This window comes from Pseudarthrobacter lactosi (assembly GCF_055412785.1).
Genome location: NZ_JBVAYS010000001.1, coordinates 1,732,436 through 1,749,791 on the forward strand (window position 1 = coordinate 1,732,436; position 17,356 = coordinate 1,749,791).

Genomic DNA, 17,356 nt, shown 5'->3' on the forward strand with positions numbered 1-17,356 from the left:
GGAGGGGACGGCACGTGTGCGCTAAATGGCGGTTCATGACGAGCTACGGATCCACACTTCCAATCCGGCCCGTAGCGCGTCCGGGCCACTGCCCCCTGGGTCAGGGGCGGGTCAGGAAGGACTCGACCTTGCCGGGGTCCCTTTCGATAACCGGTTCTAGGATGGCGTCGATCCGGGCCAGGAGGTCGGCTTCAAGTTTCACTCCGACTGCGGTGGCGTTGTCCACAAGCTGATCCGGACGCGAGGCTCCAACGATGGCGGCAGAGACGTTGGTGTTCTGAAGGACCCAGGCCAGCGCGAGGGCTGCCATGGACAGGTTTGCTTCCTCGGCGAGGGGTCTGAGCTGCTGGACGCGGTCAAGGACGTCGTGGCCGAGGTAGCGGTGGTCGGTCTTGAGGGCGCCGTCGTCGGTGGTGAACCGCGCTGCGGACGGTGCGGGCTGCCCGGGCACGTACTTGCCGGTGAGGACGCCCTGGGCCATGGGTGACCAGCAGATCTGACCTAGTCCGAGTTCTTCGCTGACGGGGACGATTTCTTCCTCGATAACGCGCCACAGCATGGAGTACTGCGGTTGGTTGGAGATCAGCTGGATGCCCAGTTCCCTGGCCAGCTTGGCCCCCGCCCGGATTTCGTCCACGGTCCATTCGGACACCCCGATGTAGAGGGCCTTGCCTGCACGGACGATGTCCGCGAACGCCTGCATCGTCTCTTCGAGGGGCGTTTCATAGTCATAGCGGTGGGCCTGATACAGGTCCACATAATCGGTCTGCAGGCGTTGCAGGGAGCCGTTGATGGACTCCATCACGTGCTTGCGGGAAAGCCCGCGGTCGTTCTTGCCTTCACCGGTGGGGAAGTAGGCCTTGGTGAAAATCTCCAGGCCCTCCCGGCGCACCCCCTTGAGGGCTTCACCGAGGGCCGTCTCCGCTTTGGTGCCAGCGTAGGCGTCGGCGGTGTCGAAAGTGGTGATGCCCAAGTCCAGGGCCTGGCGGACGCAGGCGGTGGCGGCTTCCTGGTCGATCTGTTCGCCATGGGTGACCCAGTTGCCGTAGGCGAGTTCGCTGATGTACATGCCGGATGAGCCGAGTTTGCGATATTCCATTGCCGTTCCTTCGATTGGGGGTTTGCTATCCGCGGTGCCGCTGGAGTCTGTCTTTGCTGCGCAGCGGCCGCGGCGGTGCTGTGCTGCCGCGGACCACCAGCGTGGCCGTGATGCTCACGGCGGCGGTCTTAGGATCCGAGCCTTGGAGGTTGGCGAGCAGAAGCCTTGCGGCCTCGCTGCCCTGTCGGGCGACGGAGTGGTCCATAGTGGTCAGGTCAAGAAGCCCAGCAAGTTCATGGTTGTCGAACCCGACCACTGACACATCGTCAGGGACGCTGATGCCCGCACCGCGCAGTGAGCGCAGTACGCCGAAGGCCATTTCGTCGGAGGCAACAAACACGGCCGTCGGCGGGTTGCCCGCGCACAGGAGTCTGGCCATGGCGGCTGACCCGCCGGATACGGTGTTCTCGTCGAAGACTTCATTGCCGGGATCCGGTTCCAGTCCCGCCTCGGCAAGGGCATCCCGGTAGCCGAGGTGCCGTTGCGCGGGTGGAACACCGCCCAGCGTGCTGCCCACCTGCTCCTGGATTCCGATGAAGCCGATCTGTTCATGTCCCAGGTTCAGCAGGTGACGCACCGCCGACAGGCCGGCAGCCCTGTCCTCCACGCTTACCCCCGCAAGCCCCGACCGATTGGACCCCAGAACAGCGATCGGCAGTCCCTGCCTGTCCAGAACCGCCAGTTCCTGCGGACTGGGCTGCAGGGCGAGGATGAGGACACCATCAGCGCGGCCGGCCAGCCCGGGCCCGGCGAAGAAACGATCCCGGGAACCCGGGTCAGCCAGTTCGTAGAGAAGGACGTCATACCCTGCCTCACGCAGCACGTTGCCTGCAGAGCTCAGGACCTGGCCAAAGAACCACTTTGACAGGCTGGGGGTCAGAATCGCCACCGTCCGCGTCTTTCCGGTGGCAAGGCGCGATCCGGCCAAGGAAGGAACATAGCCCAACTCCAAGGCAATTCTTTGCACGCGCTTGCGAGTCTCGACCGAAATGCCCGGAATATCGCGAAGGGCACGGGAAACGGTTGACACCGAGACGCCAGCACGCTCGGCTACGGTTTCCACGGAAGAAGGCATAGGCATTAAGTTAGCGCCATCCACAACATTTCGCAAGCGCTTGCGACACACTTCGCCTGACCTAAGGCAGGGTCTCAGAGCACTTGTCGGGAACCGCCAGCTGGTAGTCCATTTGAGTTAGGTTAGCTTTGCCTACTACAGTGCGGCGGTGACTATTCAACCAGATTTGGCGGGTGTCTCGTTCGCCGCCGGCCTGGCCTCGTTCGGAGACCGCACCGCCGTACGTGTCGGGGGCCGGTCCGTGAGCTACCGCGAGCTGGCCGACAGCGTGGAGGTCGCTGCCCGTGCCCTGGGTTCCGTGCGCCGCCTTGTTGGCCTCGAGACAGAGAACACACTGCCGTCCCTGGTGGTGTATCTCGCCGCCCTCGCGGCCGGACATCCCTTGCTTGTACTCCCCCCGGGCGGCGGGCAGGGCTCAGAAGCACTGATTTCCGTCTACGATCCTGATGTCATTGCCCGTGCCAGGGCGGGCGAATCCGTTCTGGACGTGCGCCGGGAAGGGACCAGGCATGAACTGCATCAGGACCTGGCTCTTCTTGTGAGCACGTCCGGGAGCACAGGCTCGCCGAAGCTCGTACGGCTTTCCGCCGATGCGATCCAGTCCAATGCCGCGGCCATTGCGCAGTACCTGCATCTGCGGCCCAGCGACGCCGCGGCCACCACGTTGCCCCTCTCGTATTGCTACGGAATGTCTGTCGTGAACAGCCACCTCTCGGTGGGTGCGTCAGTGGTGCTCACCGATCTCTCCGTGGTGGACCCGTGTTTTTGGGAGCTCGCCCGTACGGAGAATGTCACGTCCTTCGCTGCCGTGCCCTACACCTTTGATCTCCTGGACCGCGTGGGGTTTGAGGACATGAACCTGCCGAGCCTGCGCTACATCACACAGGCGGGAGGCCGCCTTGACCCTGCTCGTGTCCGTTCATATTCAGAATTGGGCTGGCGGCAAGGCTGGGACCTGTTTGTTATGTACGGGCAGACCGAGGCCACGGCGCGCATGGCGTATCTGCCGCCTGACCAGGCGGCAGAGCATCCACAGACAATCGGCGTGCCCGTGCCCGGCGGCTCTTTCCGGCTCGAGCCCGTCCCCGGACTGGATGACTGCGAGCTGGTCTACACCGGACCGAATGTGATGCTCGGCTACGCGGAAAGGCCTGAAGACCTTTCCCTGGGACGGGAAACCACAGAACTCCACACGGGCGATCTGGCCCGCCGCGGCCCCGACGGCCTCTACGAGATCGTTGGCAGGCGAAGCCGTTTCGTAAAAATCGTCGGCCTCCGCATCGACCTCGGCCAAGTGGAGCGGCTCCTTGCGGACCTGGGACTGACCGCAGCCGCGGCGGGTGCCGACGGCCTTGTTGTCGCCGCCGTCGAAGACAGCCACGACCTTGCCCTGTTCAGCAAGACCCTTGCACAGGATCTGGGCGTGCCGCGCGCCAGCATCCAACTCCGTCCGGTGCAGACCATTCCCCGCCTTGGCAATGGAAAGCCAGATTATCCTGCCATCCTGGCCCTGGCGTCCGGCGTCGAGCACCGTGGGGACGGCGGGACTACCGGCAGCTCCGAACCGGCCGGGCCTGCTGCAGTGAGTGTGCGGCAAGTCTTCGCGGCCGTCCTGGAACGGGAGGACATCGCTGACGCGGACACGTTCGTTTCCCTCGGCGGCGACTCGCTGTCCTACGTCGCAGCCTCGATGAGGCTTGAGCGCGCCCTCGGACACATTCCGGAGGGATGGCATCTGATGCCGGTTCATGAACTTTCGCTGCGGCACGCCCGTTCGCCCGGCCGGGCGGTGGAACCGACGGACCGTCCCCGGCGCCCTGCGGCGCACGCATTACGGAATTTTCGCCGGCGAATTCTCGCACCCATGGAAACGGGTATCGTACTGCGCGGCGTATCCATCATTTTCATTGTCTCCACGCACATTGGACTCTTCTCGTGGGCGGGGACGGCGCACGTCCTCATGGCCGTGGCCGGCTACAATTTCGCACGCTTCCAATTGACCGGCACGCGACGTGCACGGCTCCGCCGGCAGCTGCGCAGCATCGCCCGCATCGTCGTCCCCAGTGTCCTGGTCATTGGCATCGCGTTCGCGGTGACCGACACCTACGCCTGGGCCAATGTCTTCCTGCTGAACACCCTTCTTGGCCCGGAAGGTTGGACCGACTTCTCCCGTTTCTGGTTCGTGGAGGTGCTGGTTCACGTTCTGCTCGGCGTCGCCGTCCTCCTGGCCATACCTGCCGCGGACCGAGCCCAGCGCAGGTGGCCTTGGTCCTTCGCAATGGCACTGGTCGGGGTTGACCTGCTGCTCCGATTCGGCATCGTCGATATTCCATACCCGGGCCAGGGCCCGGTGCTGTGGCTGTTCGGGCTTGGCTGGGCGGCAGCCGCGTCGCAGACCCTGTGGCAGCGGGCTGCCGTGACCGCTGTTGCCCTGCTGACCATCCCCGGGTTCTTTGAGGACGAGTACCGCACCGCGACGGTTCTGGCAGGGTTCCTCATCCTGGTCTGGATACCGACCCTTCCCGTACCCCGTGGCCTGCACCGCTTCGCCGCCGTGCTGGCCAGCTCCTCGTTGTATATCTACGTGACCCATTGGCTCGTGTACCCGCTGTTCGAGCAGGCGGGCAAAGGAATGGCCGTCGTGGCCTCACTCGCAGCCGGCATCGCCTACTGGGCCGTGGCCACGCGTGCCATGGGCGTGGCCGAGCGCTGGCTTCGGTCCCGCCGGCGCGGACACAGTGCCGGCCGCCACAACCGCCTTGTTCAGCAGCCTCGCTAGTGGCGTTGCCTGTGGCGCATGACCGCCGCCGCGAGCCCCATGGTGCCCATCAGGGATCCGAGGATGATTGCCAGGCCTGTGAGGTATTCAAGAATGGTCATCGTTGACGCACCTTTCATATGGCTGATGCGTTGACGCTAGTTATTGATGCTCAGGATCAGCCAAAGATGGCCGGGTGCATTCACGCAAGATTCCGCGCTCCGTCACTGGCCGGTGCAGATCGCAACCGTCCGGCACCATCCCTAGACTGAGACCTGTGCCTACACTCCCCGAGCCCTCGTCCGATGCCGCGCCAACACCGCGCGGCTGGCTGGCCCGCAAGCTCTTGCCGGGAGGTACCGAACCGGACCCGCGGTTCACCCTGGCCAACGAGCGCACGTTCCTGGCCTGGATCAGGACGTCGCTGGCGTTCCTGGCCGGTGGCATCGCGATCGAGGCGTTTGCCGGCGGGCTTTTCAGCGGACCCGTCCGCGAGGGGCTGTCCGTCCTGCTGCTTGTCCTGGGCATGCTGATCAGCGCGGGCGCGGCCGTCAGGTGGCTCAGGGTGGAGCGAAGCATGCGGGCCGGTACGCCGCTGCCGTTGCCCCTGCTGGTTCCGCTGCTGGCCCTCGGCGGAGCCATCGCCGCAGGCCTCATCATTTTCCTGATCCTGGCGGGCTGACCGGTGTCCGTACATTCGGACCCGGGGCTCCAGCCCGAACGTACCGTCATGGCCTGGGGCCGCACACTGCTGGCCCTGCTCACCGTCAGCGCCATTTTCCTGCGCTGGCTGCCCACTCACGGGCCGCTGGTTCTGGCCCTCATGGCCGCTGCAGTGGTCACGGCCGGTGGCATCTTCGCCACCCAACGGATCCGGTACCGGCGAAGCTCCCGGGGCATTAACGCCGAGAGGCTCCATGCCGATGCGGGCGGCGTCCTCGCCCTGTCCGCAGGAGTTGTCCTGCTCGGTGCCGTCAGCCTCGTCGCAGCGCTGACGTTCTAAAGGCCGCCCAGACAAGAACTGGGAAGAGACCCTACCGGTACCCGTCCACGATCGACGCCGCGATTTCCTTGTACGCCCGCCGGGTCTCCGGCTTCAGCACGTCCAGGGTGACCAGGTCGCCGTCGGCCACTCCCCTGTCGTGCGGGACGGCGATGAGCTGGCGGCAGATCCCGGCGAGGTGTTCCTCGATGGCGTCCTTGTCCACGCGCGAGGAGACCTCCTCCTTGTCCGTGATGACCACAATCGCGTTCCGGGCCAGGTCCTCGTAGCCGTGGCTCGCCAGCCAGTGCAGGGTGCTGCGGGCACGCTTGGCCCCGCTCACCGCATACCCCGCGGCGATGATGATGTTGTCCGCCGACTGCAGGATCCCGCTCATGGCGTTGTGGGTCACGCCAGTGCCGCAGTCGGTCAGGGCCACGGAGTAGTAGTTGGAGATGAGCTTGCGGATCCGCAGGTACTCGGCGGCCGTGAGCGAGTCCGAGACCTCCGGGTCCTGCTCCCCCGCGATCAGGTGCAGCCGGCCGGCGTGGTGCATGTACCGGGCCAGCGCGGTGAGCGAGTCAACACCTTCGATGTTGGCCAGCAGGTCCGTGATGGTGCGCGGGCTGGCCTGCTGGTAGATGCCTTCGCCCAGCGCCCGCTCCACGAGGTCGCCGGAGTCCGGGTTCGCGTCGATGGCGCAGGGCGGGTCGCCGCGGAATTCGGCCAGCGTCAGGCCCACGCCCACCGTGGTGGAGGTTTTGCCGATGCCGCCCTTGAGGCTGAGCACCGCGGTGTTGTAGCTGCCCTGCAGCTGGCGGGAGATGCGGCGGCCCAGTTCGTCTTCCTCGCGCTGCTTGGCGCCGGGCCCCAGGTTCCAGGCGCCGCCCGTGAGCGAGTAGAGGGCGCCGCGGACGCCGCCCACCGGCCGGGGCTTCTGCTCGCGCACAAACAGGCCCGGGGAGCTGATGAAGTCCGGCATGGGGCTGTCGGCGATGACGTCTGCCGCAGTGGGGCGGACGCGCCGGAACGCCGGCGTCGGTGCTTCCTCAGGAACGTACGACGACGGCGGCGCGGCTTCGTCGCCGTCGTACGCCACCGCGGGGGTGCCTGAGTCCGGCTCGGCCGGCTGCCCGGCCTGCGGTGCCACCTGCGGCTGGGCGGTGACCGGCGGCCTCGCGGGCCGGCGCGTGGGCGCAGGGACAGAGGTGATGGGGGCCGACGGTGCGGGCGTGGCTTGATCGGCCGCGGCCGCCGCCTCCGCCCAGGAACTGCGGCGCGGTACGGGGGTGCCGACGTCGGGGGTGTTGGAGAGATCTGGCGTTACGGCTGGCATGGTTCCTGTCTGGGCATCCGAAAGGGCGCCGTCGGCGCGACGGAGGTCACGGCGTCGCCGGGGCGGTTGCGGTTGCCCTGCATCTTCTGCGATGGGGCGTGCGTTCTGATCCGCCGGATCGGGCATGTCTGTCCCCCCAGGACTTTCGGCACAAGGTTCTGCGGCACTTTACGGACTGATTCAATCTGTAAGTCTAGGCGCTGGGGCGTAATTGCGAGGTCAGCCGCGGGTGAGCGCGGCGACTACAACGGTGGCGGTGAGGACCAGAAGCACGGCCAGAATGACGTAGGCCTGCCATTTGGGGCGGCCCTTGTGCGGGTTGATATCGATATAGGGCATGGCTAGCTGCGGTTACTCCTCGAGGCGGTCACCCGCACTGCGCGTCGCTTCCGGCGCAGCACGTGGTACATCGCATAGAAGGGAATCAGCAGCGTGCCCAACAGTGCGCACAGCGCCAGGACGTAGTCAAGTAGAGCCACAACGGTCTCCGAACGTTAGCAGTGATCCCCATGCGATCAGGGGTCACGCTATCGTTCGTCACGGCGATTGACAAGTCAAGTCAAGGGCGCCCATCCGCGGCTGTTGGTCACCGGCAGAGCGCGAGCACCACCACTGACGCCGTGGCCACTGCCAGCACGGCCAGCGAAACGTAGGAAATCGGCTACAAACAGATCCTCACGGGTTCCTCAAGTCACACTGAATATGACAGCTTCGCGAACAACCCGGCGTTCATGCGGTTGACTGTCCGGATGGAATCGAACGGGTTTGCCGGTCCGTCCAAAAAGGACCTAACGCACGACGGCGGTGCGCCCGCCCGAGTGCGTCCTGCCGGTCCTGCGGACCTTGCGGCGATCGCCGCGATCGAACAGGCCAGCGGCCGCGGGCGGCTGAGCGCTGCGGCCATGGCTGCGGCTGTGGCGGACCCCAACAGGAACGTGGTGGTGGCCACCGTTGATGGGGCAGTCATTGGCTGGGGAAAAACGCACTACTGGGATCACGACGACGGGCCGGCACCTTCCGGGCATTACCTCGGCGGGGTAACGGTCCTGCCGGCGTGGCGGAGGCGCGGCGTGGGTGCGGCGCTGACAGAGGAGCGGTTGCTGTGGATCTGGGCCCGGGCGTCGCAGGCCTGGTACGTCGTGAATGCGGAAAACGTCGCGTCCATCGGGCTGCATCGCCGCTGGAACTTCACCGAGGTGGCGCGCGGGCCCCGGTTCCACACCACCACGTTCACGGGCGGGCTGGGCCTTCTGTTGTGTGCCGCGGCGCCCGGATCGCCATCGTCTTAGGCCACCCGCAGCGGGAGGCCCTCAGGCTTTCAGAACCTGCTCGTAGTGCTCCACGGTCGGGAACGGCGAGTAGAAATGATGCAGCAATGCACGCCATTCCTGGTACTCGGCGGATCCCCGGAAACCCTCGGTGTGGTCTTCCAGCCGTGCCCATTCCACCAGCAGCAGGTACGTGGATGGGTTCTCGATGCAGCGGGAGAGGGTGAGGCCCTGGAATCCGGGCATGGAGCCAATGATCGATTTCGCTTTGCCAAAGGCAGCCTCGAATTCGTCCTCCATGCCGGGCCGGACCGGGAGCAATGCATGTTCGGTAATCACCCAACCATCATGCCTCAGGTCTCACCGGACGGGGCTCAGCTCGGGCGGCATGCTAATTCAACGTGGCATGCATCACTTCGGTAGATGAATCCCCTTTCGCCCGGGTGCAGGGACGTCTGGAGTTGCCGCTGTAGCAACACAGCGGCCGGAATGCACGGAGCGAAAGGGAGCCAGCCATGGCCGCCTCGCACTTCGGCTGCGTCAGCTGCGGCAATGACGGCAGGCTGGACGCTGCACTCCATCACGGCTGTCAGCCCGCCCTCGGACGTCCTGGTGACCCAGACCAGTTGGTCATCCGCGCCTCACGGGATCCGGTAGCCCCCGCCGTGGTCGACCAGCACGGCGCGGCTGCCAGCACCGCCGCCTAGCGAAAAATCGGTCAAGAGGCCGGCGGTGGCTGGGGGTAGCGCGGAGGTCTCAGTCCGCACCACTCACCGCCGGCCCTGTTCACCACATTAAGGGGAGGAGCACGGCAGGAACACGAGTAACGGCTACCTGCTTCGACCGTGCACGGCCACCCGCCGAGGCGGCCGCACGCGCCGCACTTTCGGTTTCCTCGTGGCTCTGGTCCCATGCCTCTGCCTTGGGCTGTTGGCACTCCTACTCTTACGGGGTTCTCTCAGCCCTTCACGCCGTTCTGAGTGAGCGAGGTGGGCAAGCAGACTCCCAGTAACTGCAACCCACAGAACCGCCGCGGCCAGGACAATAAGGATCAGGGTCAGGGGATGCATGTGGGTCCTTCACGGGGATACCTTGGTGTGGGACGGAACGCAACCGGCCCGGTTTTGGTCCCACCTTCAGGAGGCCTGCTTGAATGATCGCAGGTTCGTCGCCCGTCCGGTAGTAGCCTCACACAAAGGCCATCTCAACTCGCAGGAGACCGCGGCGCTGCTCGATGGCGAGTTCTCCGTGACGGTTAACATCTTGTCCGCGCGCATGATCTCTCCGCCCGTCTCCGTCTGGTGCTACGTCGAGGAGTACCCCGGCGGCAAGACGCGACGACGGCGGGAGAGTAAGTGCCGCACCTAGTGCAGCGGCCGCGTCTCCTGCAGCCGCTTGATGAACCAGCGTGACTGTTCCGGGCCGTACGGCAGCACGGGGATGGCCTTGGTGGCGTCGGAGGGGGTTTCGCGGATGGACTGCTGGGCCTGGCGGACAGCCGTGGTCATGGTGTTGGCCATGGTCTTGACGAACTGGTCGCTGCAGGGCTGGCCGTGGCCGGGAATCAGGAACTCGTAACGGTGGCGCAGGGCGGAGATGTGGCGCAGGCTGTCGGCCCATTCCTCAGGGTAGGAGTCCTCGAAGGAGGGGTGCGCGCCCTGTTCCACGAGGTCGCCCACGAAGAGGGTAGTGGCGGTGCCCACCAGGAGGTCGCCGTCGGTGTGGCCGCGGCCCAGGTAGAAGAGCGTGACGTTTATTCCGCCCAGGTCCACCAGCACGGGCTGGTCCTTGACGATGGCGTTGGGCACCACCAGTTCCACGTTCTCGCCCTCGCCCGTGGACATCTCCGGCTCCAGTGTTCCCACGAACCGGCGCTGCAGGTCCCCGTGGTCATCGATCTCCCGGGCGCAGTTTTCGTGGGCCCAGAACTCGGTGGCGCCGTCGGAGGCGAACACGGCGTTGCCGAAGAAGTGGTCGTAGTGGGCGTGGGTGTTGACCACTACCAGCGGCAGGTCCGTCTTCTCCCGCACGGCGTCCAGGATTTCGCGTCCCTGCCGCGGCCCGCAGCCGGTATCGATCACCATGGCCCGCTCCGAGCCCACAATCAGGCCGGTGTTCAACAGGGATCCTTCGGTGACCAGCACGTAGTTGTCCGCGCCGACGTCGAGCCATTCTGACATTGTTTCTCCGTACCTCCGGAAAGCGACTGCGTTCTTCTTGGCCCCGATTCTACCCGCGGGCCCTTGGAGTTTCCGGGACGCGGGGACCCGGCCCCGCATCAATGCGGCAGTACCACGCCCACAAAGGCACCGGGATCAGCCCGGCGCGGGGCGGCTCATTTGATCAGCGTGGCCCAGGACTCCAGGAACTTCTCAGCAAGGTGAGCGTGGCCGGCGGTGTTCACGTGGAAGCCGTCAAAATCGAACCCGGGGCTGTTGGCGCCGGTGAACCAGCCGGCGGCGTAGGCGTCAATGAACGGGGCGTTTGCGGCGGCGGCCCCGTCACGGACTGCGCTGTTCACGCCTCGCAGTTCCTCCGCGAGCGGCTGCGGGGCGGAGGGGCCAAGCACTACCACCTGCACGCCTGGCCAGAGTTTGCGGGCCGCTTCGATGGTCTGCGCCGTGGCGGTTTTGATTTCATCAGGGTTGGTGATCCGCGCGTCGTTCTGTCCGCCCTGAAGGATCAGAACGTTGGGCACAAAGGCCGGGTTCGCAGCGATTTCCCGTAACCGGACTTCGTATTCCTGAGCCAGGTTGTCCCGCTCACCACCGCCCCACGCGAATCCGCTACCGCCCAAGCCGTCGATGTTGGTGGGGTATCCGAGCGAACCGGCAACGAGGTAAGCCCACCCCTGGTCTGGCCGGCCTGCGCCGTCCCCGGCAGTGTACGAATCGCCAAGAACAAGGAGCACGGGTTCGGCGGGAAGCTGGATTTTCAGCTGTTGGGCCGGCGCCGAAGCGGTGGGTGTGGGAGCCAGCGACGCAGTAGCCGTTGGCGTGGCGGCCGCCAACGGGCTGGCCGCCACAGGGGCTGCGGGTTCGCCTGGACCACGCGGATTCGTCAGGGCGATACCTGCCACCCCGAACGCGGCTACGGCCAGTAGAAAAAGTGCACCGTATTTGATCCAATCCCGCTTGGTCATGCTGGGCTCCCGCCGATTCTCGTCACCCGGCACATCATACTGGCCCGGAATGGCCGACGGCGGCGGGCGGCTGATTGCGACGGTCCGGCGTTTCGGGCAATCGGGGCCGCCCGGAACTGATGGGCACCGCTCCCCATCGCGGCGTGCGCCGCGGATGCGACATGATGGTGGTTGCACTTTCGCATCAAATATTGGGGGAACCACGTGAACAACAACCAGCAGCCCGGATGGCCGCAACAGCCCGAGAACCAGCCACAGCAGCCTGAAGACGGCTCGCAGTACCCGCCGGTTCCCCCAGCGCCGGGCCAGGCCCCTGGCCAGAGCTGGCCGCCACCGCAGTCGCAGCCCTTTGAACAGCAGCAGGGCCAGCAGCCGTACGGCGCTCCCGGCCAGCAGTATGTCCAGGCACCCGCGTTCACCCAGCCGCCGTCGAAGCCGGGAATGCCCGTCTGGGGCTGGGTGGCCGGCGGTGTGGGCGTGGTGGCGGTCATCGCGGTTGCAGGCGTGATGGCCTTCAACGGCCTCGCCAGTGGCAAAGAGGAAGCGGAACCCGCTCCCGCACCCATCGTGAGCGAATCCGCAGCGTCCGAAGAGTCAGCCGAAGCGCTAGCCAGCGCCGGTACCGGTGACGGGGGCGCCGTCTATCTGTTCGACGAGTCCGATTTCAGCAGCCCGCCCGCATGGCTCATCAAGGAACCGGCGGGGTGGTCCAAGAAAGAGGTCAAGGACGGCATGTTCAGTTACACGAACGCCGGCCTGCAGTGCACGTTCACCACGTACCAGGCCAAGCTGCAACCAACCGGAGAAACCGGCGATGAGGCCACCACAGCACTCGTGATGGCTTCGGAGATCGCCGCCGTTGAGAAGTCCGTGGGCAAGCCTGTGGACGTCGTCGACGACGCCGCCTCAACGTACGTCAACCTGCGCAACGGCGACCAGGACATCGAGCTCCAGGAAGCCGAGCTCCGCTTCAAGAACGATAAGGACATCGACGTCACCTACCGGATGGCCGTCCGGGCCACCACCAGCAGCAACGGTCTGATGGAACTGGCTTTGGCCTGCCCGGGTAGCCTGAGCACCGAGTCGGACCTGTGGCTGGAGCTCACGGACGGCATGAGCATGGTCGACGCGCCGTAGTTGGATGGCGGGGCAGACGCCGTCCAGATCGACCGGCTAAGTTTCCGCCTGTTCGCGGTTCTGCGGTTCGACGGACTCACCATGCCCCGCCGCAGCGGAGCACTCGTCACAACGACCCACAAACTGATGCGGGCAATTCATAAGTTCCAAGTCGTCCGCGGAAGTCACTCTGATTCGCATGGGATCCTGCGTTTCCGTCCACGCTGAGACCGGCGGGGCTCTTAGTCGTTTCAGATGATGGCGCCGGCGGCGACCTTGGGCACCAGTCCTTAATCCCGCCGACACAATAAGTACACCGAATGTGCCGGCGGGGTGCACGAGTAGCCGGTACTCGATTACTTATCCACAACTACGGGCTCAACACCCTCAACCGCGGGGATGGGTCCGTGTCGTGAGCCGTGGTCAAATATCGGCCAGTACTGACGCGGGATTCTCAATGGCATCCGCTACAAACCTGAGGAACCCTGCCGCGGTGCCGCCATCGCACACGCGGTGATCGAAGGCGAGCGTCAGTTCGGTGACCTTGCGGACGGGCAGTTCCCCGTCCACCACCCACGGTTTGTCGAGCAAAAGTCCAAGGACAGACGGCTCAGCCTGACCACAGGGCGGGCCTACGTAAACCCGACGGGACTACACGGAGGAAATAATTCCAGCGCTCCAGGGGGCTTGAGTGCGAAGAGGAGCCACGCACCTATTAGTGCCTGGCTCCTCTCAACGGTTTGAAAGAGATCTATCGCCGGCAGCGCGGGTAGCGACCATCCCAGTAACCGCTCTTCCAACCCGCATTCCTACACACAAAATCCCACGAATAGAAAGACTGCTTCACGTAAGGAAAACCTGCACGATTTGGCACAATCCCGTGCTTACAAGTAACGCCAGTCTTGCTCGCATAAGCGTTGATGTATAAGGACCTAGCACTGGTAATAGCCACAGGCTTCACTTGATAACAGAACTGGTACCACTCAGGCAGGTTTCCTTGAACGTAACTCGCCGCACTGCTCGCGGGCGCAGTGACGAGGGAACCTCCCAAAGCGAGAGCGAGAGCTGCAAAGACAGCAGCCAACCACTTCGGAACTGACATGAACTTCCGGGTAGTAATTAATGTATTCACGGGAACTTCTCTTTCTGTCCGCGGTCACCCATGACCGTTGCTGGGCACCTGACATCATTGTCAGGCTCGAAGTTTCCGTCAGCTCAACGTCCCAACACACTGGGACTTGAATCCGAATATGCCATCGATTTGATGCCATATGAGCTAGCCGGTGAAATAAGTATTCGTGAATATCCAGGCTTTGGCAATGAAAGAAATCTCAGATTCTGTGCTGTTATCGTACCGAAACAAATGAAATGCATATGGCGCCATCTCTCAGAGAGGGGCCTCCTCGGCGAGCGCCACCAATCGGGTGTCGGCTTCAGCAGGTTGGACCACGGCAAACCCAAGCAGTCCCTATCAGTCAAGAGCCGCGCTGCCGGGCTCGAATGCCCTTGCCGGACAGCGTTATGAATTCCTTGGGCTTCAGGCGGCTGCTCTGTTTCCGTCTGCCATTCGAAGGAAAGAAGAATTGCCCCAGACCGTTCCGGGCTACAAGTCCCCTACGGAGCTGGGGTTACTTCCAGCGGACTGACCTACAGTCCCAGCAGGATGGACTCAGGCCGATACCTTCCCCAAGACCTAATCGCCCGGCCGGGCTGTCCCGGCCGAGGGCACAATCTGCCACTTATGGCCCCACGAACGGTGGCAACACCACCAACCAGCGAGCCGTCGCATTGGACACACCAACCTTCGATGGATCGTTCGTGTTCTCCAAAATCAGCAGTAACCAGGACGGAGTGTTCGTCGTCAAGGACCTCAACGTGACGGGAGGATTCGGTGGGCAGGTAGGCCAGGGCGGGGCCATCTCCTACTTCAAGGGATTCGGTCTAGCAGGCCACCATAGCGGCGTCGGCAATATCGACATGATCTGGACCTCGCCGTACCACGACGGCACCCGCGAAGCAGGTCTGTTCATCGGCGACCTCACCGGAAGCCGAGGCGGCAACGTGTATGGCGGCCACTTCCGCGTCATCTCACAGACTACGGCCCCGCCGTACCTTGTGGGCCTCGCCCTTGAGGTAGTTCCCAATGTGGCTAAGGCTGTCAAGACTACGGCCACACTCGCAACGGGTATCGTGGCCGCAACGCCGACAACATCCGTCACGCTGACCACTCCCGTCCAGCTCCCGTCCGGCACGAACCTTGAGTTCACTGCCGCGGACGCCAGTAAGGTTGTCGCCTACGTCGCTTCCACCATGGGCTCGGCATCGGCGACAGTCCCGGTCATATCGTCCCCACGAGCTCGGCGATCGCTTCGGCATCCACTGTCACGGTCGGAATCAACTCTACGTATCTCGGCCTTGACGTCCAGAATAGTGGTTCGCAGTCGGCATCCGCCGCGATCTCCGTATCGGCGCCGCTCTACACCGGCACGCCAGCAACGACACCAGCGTTCGCATTCGGACTCAACTTCGACATCAGTGCCGCCAACCCGAACGGTACGGCAATCAATATCGGCGGAGTGTGGGCAATGCCCTGAACTGCAACGGGGCGAACATCAGCAACATTGGATCAATCGTCGGCACGGGATCATCCCCCAACCGTGACGTGCGCCTTGTGGACAACCTACTGCTGGACAACTCGCGCTATATCAAGATGAAGAATGCCGCAGGGACCGCCAAGGGAGTCATGCGGGTAGGCCCGACCGACAACCTCCGTTTCGTTCTGCCGGGCGCTTCCAATGAGTTCCAGTTCTACGAAACCGCAGAATCGAGACTGCTCGCCAGGCTCGCCAGCTCTGGCCGCGCCGACTTCTCCTTAGCCGGCGTCACCACCAAGTACACGTCCGGCGCAACCCAGCCCGCCTACCTGACCAACGGCCAGGTAGAGGTCTGGCACGACGCCGGTTCCAGCACCGATTACCTCGTCGTCAACGTGAACGGCGTCTCGAAGAAAGTAGCCCTCGCATGAGCCGCATCCGCATAGCCCACCTAGTGATCCAGCCAGTCCTCGTAAATGACGACGGCGAAGAGTTGACGCCAGGCCCGCAGCTCGAAGCTGCACCTGTCACCATCTCGCAGCTTGAAGACTATGTCGCCAAGCTCCGCGAGTTCATCAACCAGCAGAACGGCGTACAAGCTCCGGATGCCTAGCCGCCCACTCGGGGAGCCGCTTCAGATCAATTTCTGGGGCGGCTTCCGGCTTAGGCTCGGGGGCTTCCTTACGGGACGTGGCGGCGATGCCAAGAATCAGCATGAACACGCCCCAGGTTGCCGGGAACTCGAAGATGTCAAAGACCAGGAACATCCCAAAGGATGCTAGGACAACGGGCCGCAGTGCCCGACTGGCTCGGGAGTAAGTCAGGATGGGGATAATCATCCATAGGACTACGCCGAACAGGCCCGTCGTGACGAGAAGTGCAACGTACATATTGTCGATGGCAACGAACCCGTCAAGCTGCAATAGGCCCTTATCGAAGACCTCCTGCCGGGAGTAGTAGCCATTGCCGAACCAGACGACGCCTTGGCTCTGATCCGATAGTAGGCGTGGCACGGCGTCCAGCGCGCCCTGCCTGTGGGTCAGCGATCCTGAACCCGTGAACCGCTCCACGAGTTCGGAGCTAAAGAAGGAACTCGTGAACGCCAGTAGGCCGATGATTGCAGCAATGGCAATACCCCGGAGCCAAGCGAAGCGTCCAGCGCCGTAGGCGAAGAGCATGAGCGCGATCATGATCAGAGCCGCACTACGGGAGCCGGCCGCCACTGACCCCACAAAAAGCAGCCCCACGACGACGGGCCGCAGCATGCGCCGGTTGAACGGAAAGCGCAGCGCCAATCCCAGCGCTACGATCATCACGAATGAGAGCAACAGAGGATGGCCGAAGCTGCCTTGGGAACGCAGACCGCCGCTCAAGATCTCGTTTGCGAGGCGTGACTCCATCCACTGCCACTTCTCCGGGACTGGCGAAGCCCACAGCACGGCAGGATGCGCAGCGTACTCGTAGAGGGCGTATAGGGCCTGCCCCGCACCGAGGGCGATTACGGTCCCCGATATGGTTCTGCGCTCCCCCTCGTTGGCCGACGTCCCCATGACCAGGAATACAATGCCAACGATGGCATGCATGAGGAATTGGAACGGCGCGTCTTCAATCCCAGCCGCCCTGGTGGCCAAGAACGTCACCGCGAGATAGCCGAGTACCAGCCCAAAGACCCAGCCGCGCAAAGACTGTGCTCCCCTGAGTAGTAGCGTAATCACCGCGAACAGCGCCAGCATTCCCAGCTCAGCGTATCGAATGTTGCTGGGCACAAGGTGTATCGGGAATACGGCAATGACAATGATCGACAAGCTGGCCAGCCAGCCAACCATGCGATGCTTCGGCATGAAGTATGAGTACGTCACTGCCACAGCGCCCGCGACCATGCTAACCAAGGCCAAGGGCTGGTTGACCACAGCCCACAGACACCCAGCGGCGAACAGTAGGGCAGCAATAATGTACAGCGCTACGCGCATCGTTCCCCTTGGGAGA

Annotated in this window: 16 protein-coding genes and 1 pseudogene; 8 read left to right on the forward strand and 9 right to left on the reverse strand. The window is 64.1% G+C overall.

What is annotated here, in order from left to right:
- Nucleotides 1-100: 100 nt before the first annotated feature.
- Both ACZY0Q_RS07990 and ACZY0Q_RS07995 read right to left on the reverse strand, forming a co-directional pair.
- Nucleotides 101-1,099, reverse strand: a complete 999-nt coding sequence (locus ACZY0Q_RS07990) for an aldo/keto reductase family protein (RefSeq protein ID WP_463915706.1) — start codon at nucleotides 1,097-1,099, stop codon at nucleotides 101-103.
- 25 nt (nucleotides 1,100-1,124) lie between these two features.
- Nucleotides 1,125-2,174, reverse strand: a complete 1,050-nt coding sequence (locus tag ACZY0Q_RS07995) for a LacI family DNA-binding transcriptional regulator (protein WP_463915707.1) — start codon at nucleotides 2,172-2,174, stop codon at nucleotides 1,125-1,127.
- A gap of 148 nt (nucleotides 2,175-2,322) precedes the next feature.
- Here ACZY0Q_RS07995 and ACZY0Q_RS08000 point away from each other — a divergent pair, with 148 nt between their 5' ends.
- From ACZY0Q_RS08000 to ACZY0Q_RS08010, 3 genes are all read left to right on the forward strand, one after another.
- The gene (locus ACZY0Q_RS08000; RefSeq protein WP_463915708.1) at nucleotides 2,323-4,953 is read left to right on the forward strand and encodes an AMP-binding protein; all 2,631 of its coding nucleotides are present in this window, start codon (nucleotides 2,323-2,325) and stop codon (nucleotides 4,951-4,953) included.
- Between the two features lie 256 nt (nucleotides 4,954-5,209).
- The gene (locus ACZY0Q_RS08005; protein WP_463915710.1) at nucleotides 5,210-5,614 is read left to right on the forward strand and encodes a YidH family protein; all 405 of its coding nucleotides are present in this window, start codon (nucleotides 5,210-5,212) and stop codon (nucleotides 5,612-5,614) included.
- A gap of 3 nt (nucleotides 5,615-5,617) precedes the next feature.
- Nucleotides 5,618-5,935, forward strand: coding sequence for a DUF202 domain-containing protein (locus tag ACZY0Q_RS08010; protein WP_463915711.1), 318 nt, complete (start codon nucleotides 5,618-5,620; stop codon nucleotides 5,933-5,935).
- 31 nt (nucleotides 5,936-5,966) lie between these two features.
- Here ACZY0Q_RS08010 and ACZY0Q_RS08015 read toward each other — a convergent pair whose 3' ends face one another.
- Nucleotides 5,967-7,376, reverse strand: coding sequence for a MinD/ParA family ATP-binding protein (locus ACZY0Q_RS08015; RefSeq protein ID WP_463915713.1), 1,410 nt, complete (start codon nucleotides 7,374-7,376; stop codon nucleotides 5,967-5,969).
- 215 nt (nucleotides 7,377-7,591) lie between these two features.
- Nucleotides 7,592-7,729, reverse strand: coding sequence for a hypothetical protein (locus tag ACZY0Q_RS08020; RefSeq protein WP_463915714.1), 138 nt, complete (start codon nucleotides 7,727-7,729; stop codon nucleotides 7,592-7,594).
- Between the two features lie 270 nt (nucleotides 7,730-7,999).
- On the opposite strand from ACZY0Q_RS08020, the gene ACZY0Q_RS08025 reads away from it, so the two are divergent.
- On the forward strand, nucleotides 8,000-8,539 hold the full coding sequence (locus ACZY0Q_RS08025) for an N-acetyltransferase family protein (RefSeq protein WP_463915715.1): 540 nt from the start codon (nucleotides 8,000-8,002) through the stop codon (nucleotides 8,537-8,539).
- A 21-nt stretch (nucleotides 8,540-8,560) separates the two neighbouring features.
- On the opposite strand, the gene ACZY0Q_RS08030 is transcribed toward ACZY0Q_RS08025, so the two are convergent.
- Nucleotides 8,561-8,857, reverse strand: a complete 297-nt coding sequence (locus ACZY0Q_RS08030) for an antibiotic biosynthesis monooxygenase family protein (RefSeq protein ID WP_463915717.1) — start codon at nucleotides 8,855-8,857, stop codon at nucleotides 8,561-8,563.
- 176 nt (nucleotides 8,858-9,033) lie between these two features.
- On the opposite strand from ACZY0Q_RS08030, the gene ACZY0Q_RS08035 reads away from it, so the two are divergent.
- Complete coding sequence (locus ACZY0Q_RS08035; protein ID WP_463915718.1) at nucleotides 9,034-9,225, forward strand: hypothetical protein; 192 nt, start codon at nucleotides 9,034-9,036, stop codon at nucleotides 9,223-9,225.
- Between the two features lie 657 nt (nucleotides 9,226-9,882).
- Here the strand turns inward: ACZY0Q_RS08035 and ACZY0Q_RS08040 are convergent.
- Nucleotides 9,883-10,698, reverse strand: coding sequence for an MBL fold metallo-hydrolase (locus tag ACZY0Q_RS08040; RefSeq protein ID WP_463915719.1), 816 nt, complete (start codon nucleotides 10,696-10,698; stop codon nucleotides 9,883-9,885).
- 155 nt (nucleotides 10,699-10,853) lie between these two features.
- Nucleotides 10,854-11,660 carry an SGNH/GDSL hydrolase family protein gene (locus tag ACZY0Q_RS08045; RefSeq protein WP_463915720.1) on the reverse strand — a complete coding sequence of 269 codons (807 nt, stop codon included), beginning with the start codon at nucleotides 11,658-11,660 and terminating at the stop codon, nucleotides 10,854-10,856.
- 204 nt (nucleotides 11,661-11,864) lie between these two features.
- On the opposite strand from ACZY0Q_RS08045, the gene ACZY0Q_RS08050 reads away from it, so the two are divergent.
- Nucleotides 11,865-12,797 (forward strand): hypothetical protein, encoded by a 933-nt coding sequence (locus tag ACZY0Q_RS08050; protein ID WP_463915722.1) that lies wholly within the window; start codon nucleotides 11,865-11,867, stop codon nucleotides 12,795-12,797.
- A gap of 402 nt (nucleotides 12,798-13,199) precedes the next feature.
- Here ACZY0Q_RS08050 and ACZY0Q_RS08055 read toward each other — a convergent pair.
- A pseudogene (locus ACZY0Q_RS08055) lies at nucleotides 13,200-13,376 on the reverse strand (2-oxo acid dehydrogenase subunit E2); the annotation flags it as partial.
- Between the two features lie 1,978 nt (nucleotides 13,377-15,354).
- On the opposite strand from ACZY0Q_RS08055, the gene ACZY0Q_RS08060 reads away from it, so the two are divergent.
- Both ACZY0Q_RS08060 and ACZY0Q_RS08065 read left to right on the forward strand, forming a co-directional pair.
- Nucleotides 15,355-15,801 carry a hypothetical protein gene (locus ACZY0Q_RS08060; protein WP_463915723.1) on the forward strand — a complete coding sequence of 149 codons (447 nt, stop codon included), beginning with the start codon at nucleotides 15,355-15,357 and terminating at the stop codon, nucleotides 15,799-15,801.
- Nucleotides 15,798-15,983: a hypothetical protein gene (locus ACZY0Q_RS08065; RefSeq protein ID WP_463915724.1), complete on the forward strand. Its 186-nt coding sequence runs from the start codon at nucleotides 15,798-15,800 to the stop codon at nucleotides 15,981-15,983. Before ACZY0Q_RS08060 ends, ACZY0Q_RS08065 begins: the two co-directional genes overlap by 4 nt.
- Here ACZY0Q_RS08065 and ACZY0Q_RS08070 read toward each other — a convergent pair.
- Nucleotides 15,946-17,340, reverse strand: a complete 1,395-nt coding sequence (locus tag ACZY0Q_RS08070) for an O-antigen ligase family protein (RefSeq protein WP_463915726.1) — start codon at nucleotides 17,338-17,340, stop codon at nucleotides 15,946-15,948. The genes ACZY0Q_RS08065 and ACZY0Q_RS08070 overlap by 38 nt on opposite strands.
- Nucleotides 17,341-17,356 lie beyond the last annotated feature (16 nt).

What these genes read in the sequence shown, in the direction of transcription:
- ACZY0Q_RS08040 (WP_463915719.1), bottom strand. Translation starts at nt 10,698, where the DNA reads ATGTCAGAATGGCTCGACGTCGGCGCGGACAACTACGTGCTGGTCACC.
- ACZY0Q_RS08015 (WP_463915713.1), bottom strand. Translation starts at nt 7,376, where the DNA reads ATGCCCGATCCGGCGGATCAGAACGCACGCCCCATCGCAGAAGATGCA.
- ACZY0Q_RS08070 (WP_463915726.1), bottom strand. Translation starts at nt 17,340, where the DNA reads ATGCGCGTAGCGCTGTACATTATTGCTGCCCTACTGTTCGCCGCTGGG.
- ACZY0Q_RS08045 (WP_463915720.1), bottom strand. Translation starts at nt 11,660, where the DNA reads ATGACCAAGCGGGATTGGATCAAATACGGTGCACTTTTTCTACTGGCC.
- ACZY0Q_RS07995 (WP_463915707.1), bottom strand. Translation starts at nt 2,174, where the DNA reads ATGCCTTCTTCCGTGGAAACCGTAGCCGAGCGTGCTGGCGTCTCGGTG.
- ACZY0Q_RS07990 (WP_463915706.1), bottom strand. Translation starts at nt 1,099, where the DNA reads ATGGAATATCGCAAACTCGGCTCATCCGGCATGTACATCAGCGAACTC.
- ACZY0Q_RS08025 (WP_463915715.1), top strand. Translation starts at nt 8,000, where the DNA reads ATGGAATCGAACGGGTTTGCCGGTCCGTCCAAAAAGGACCTAACGCAC.
- ACZY0Q_RS08035 (WP_463915718.1), top strand. Translation starts at nt 9,034, where the DNA reads ATGGCCGCCTCGCACTTCGGCTGCGTCAGCTGCGGCAATGACGGCAGG.
- ACZY0Q_RS08065 (WP_463915724.1), top strand. Translation starts at nt 15,798, where the DNA reads ATGAGCCGCATCCGCATAGCCCACCTAGTGATCCAGCCAGTCCTCGTA.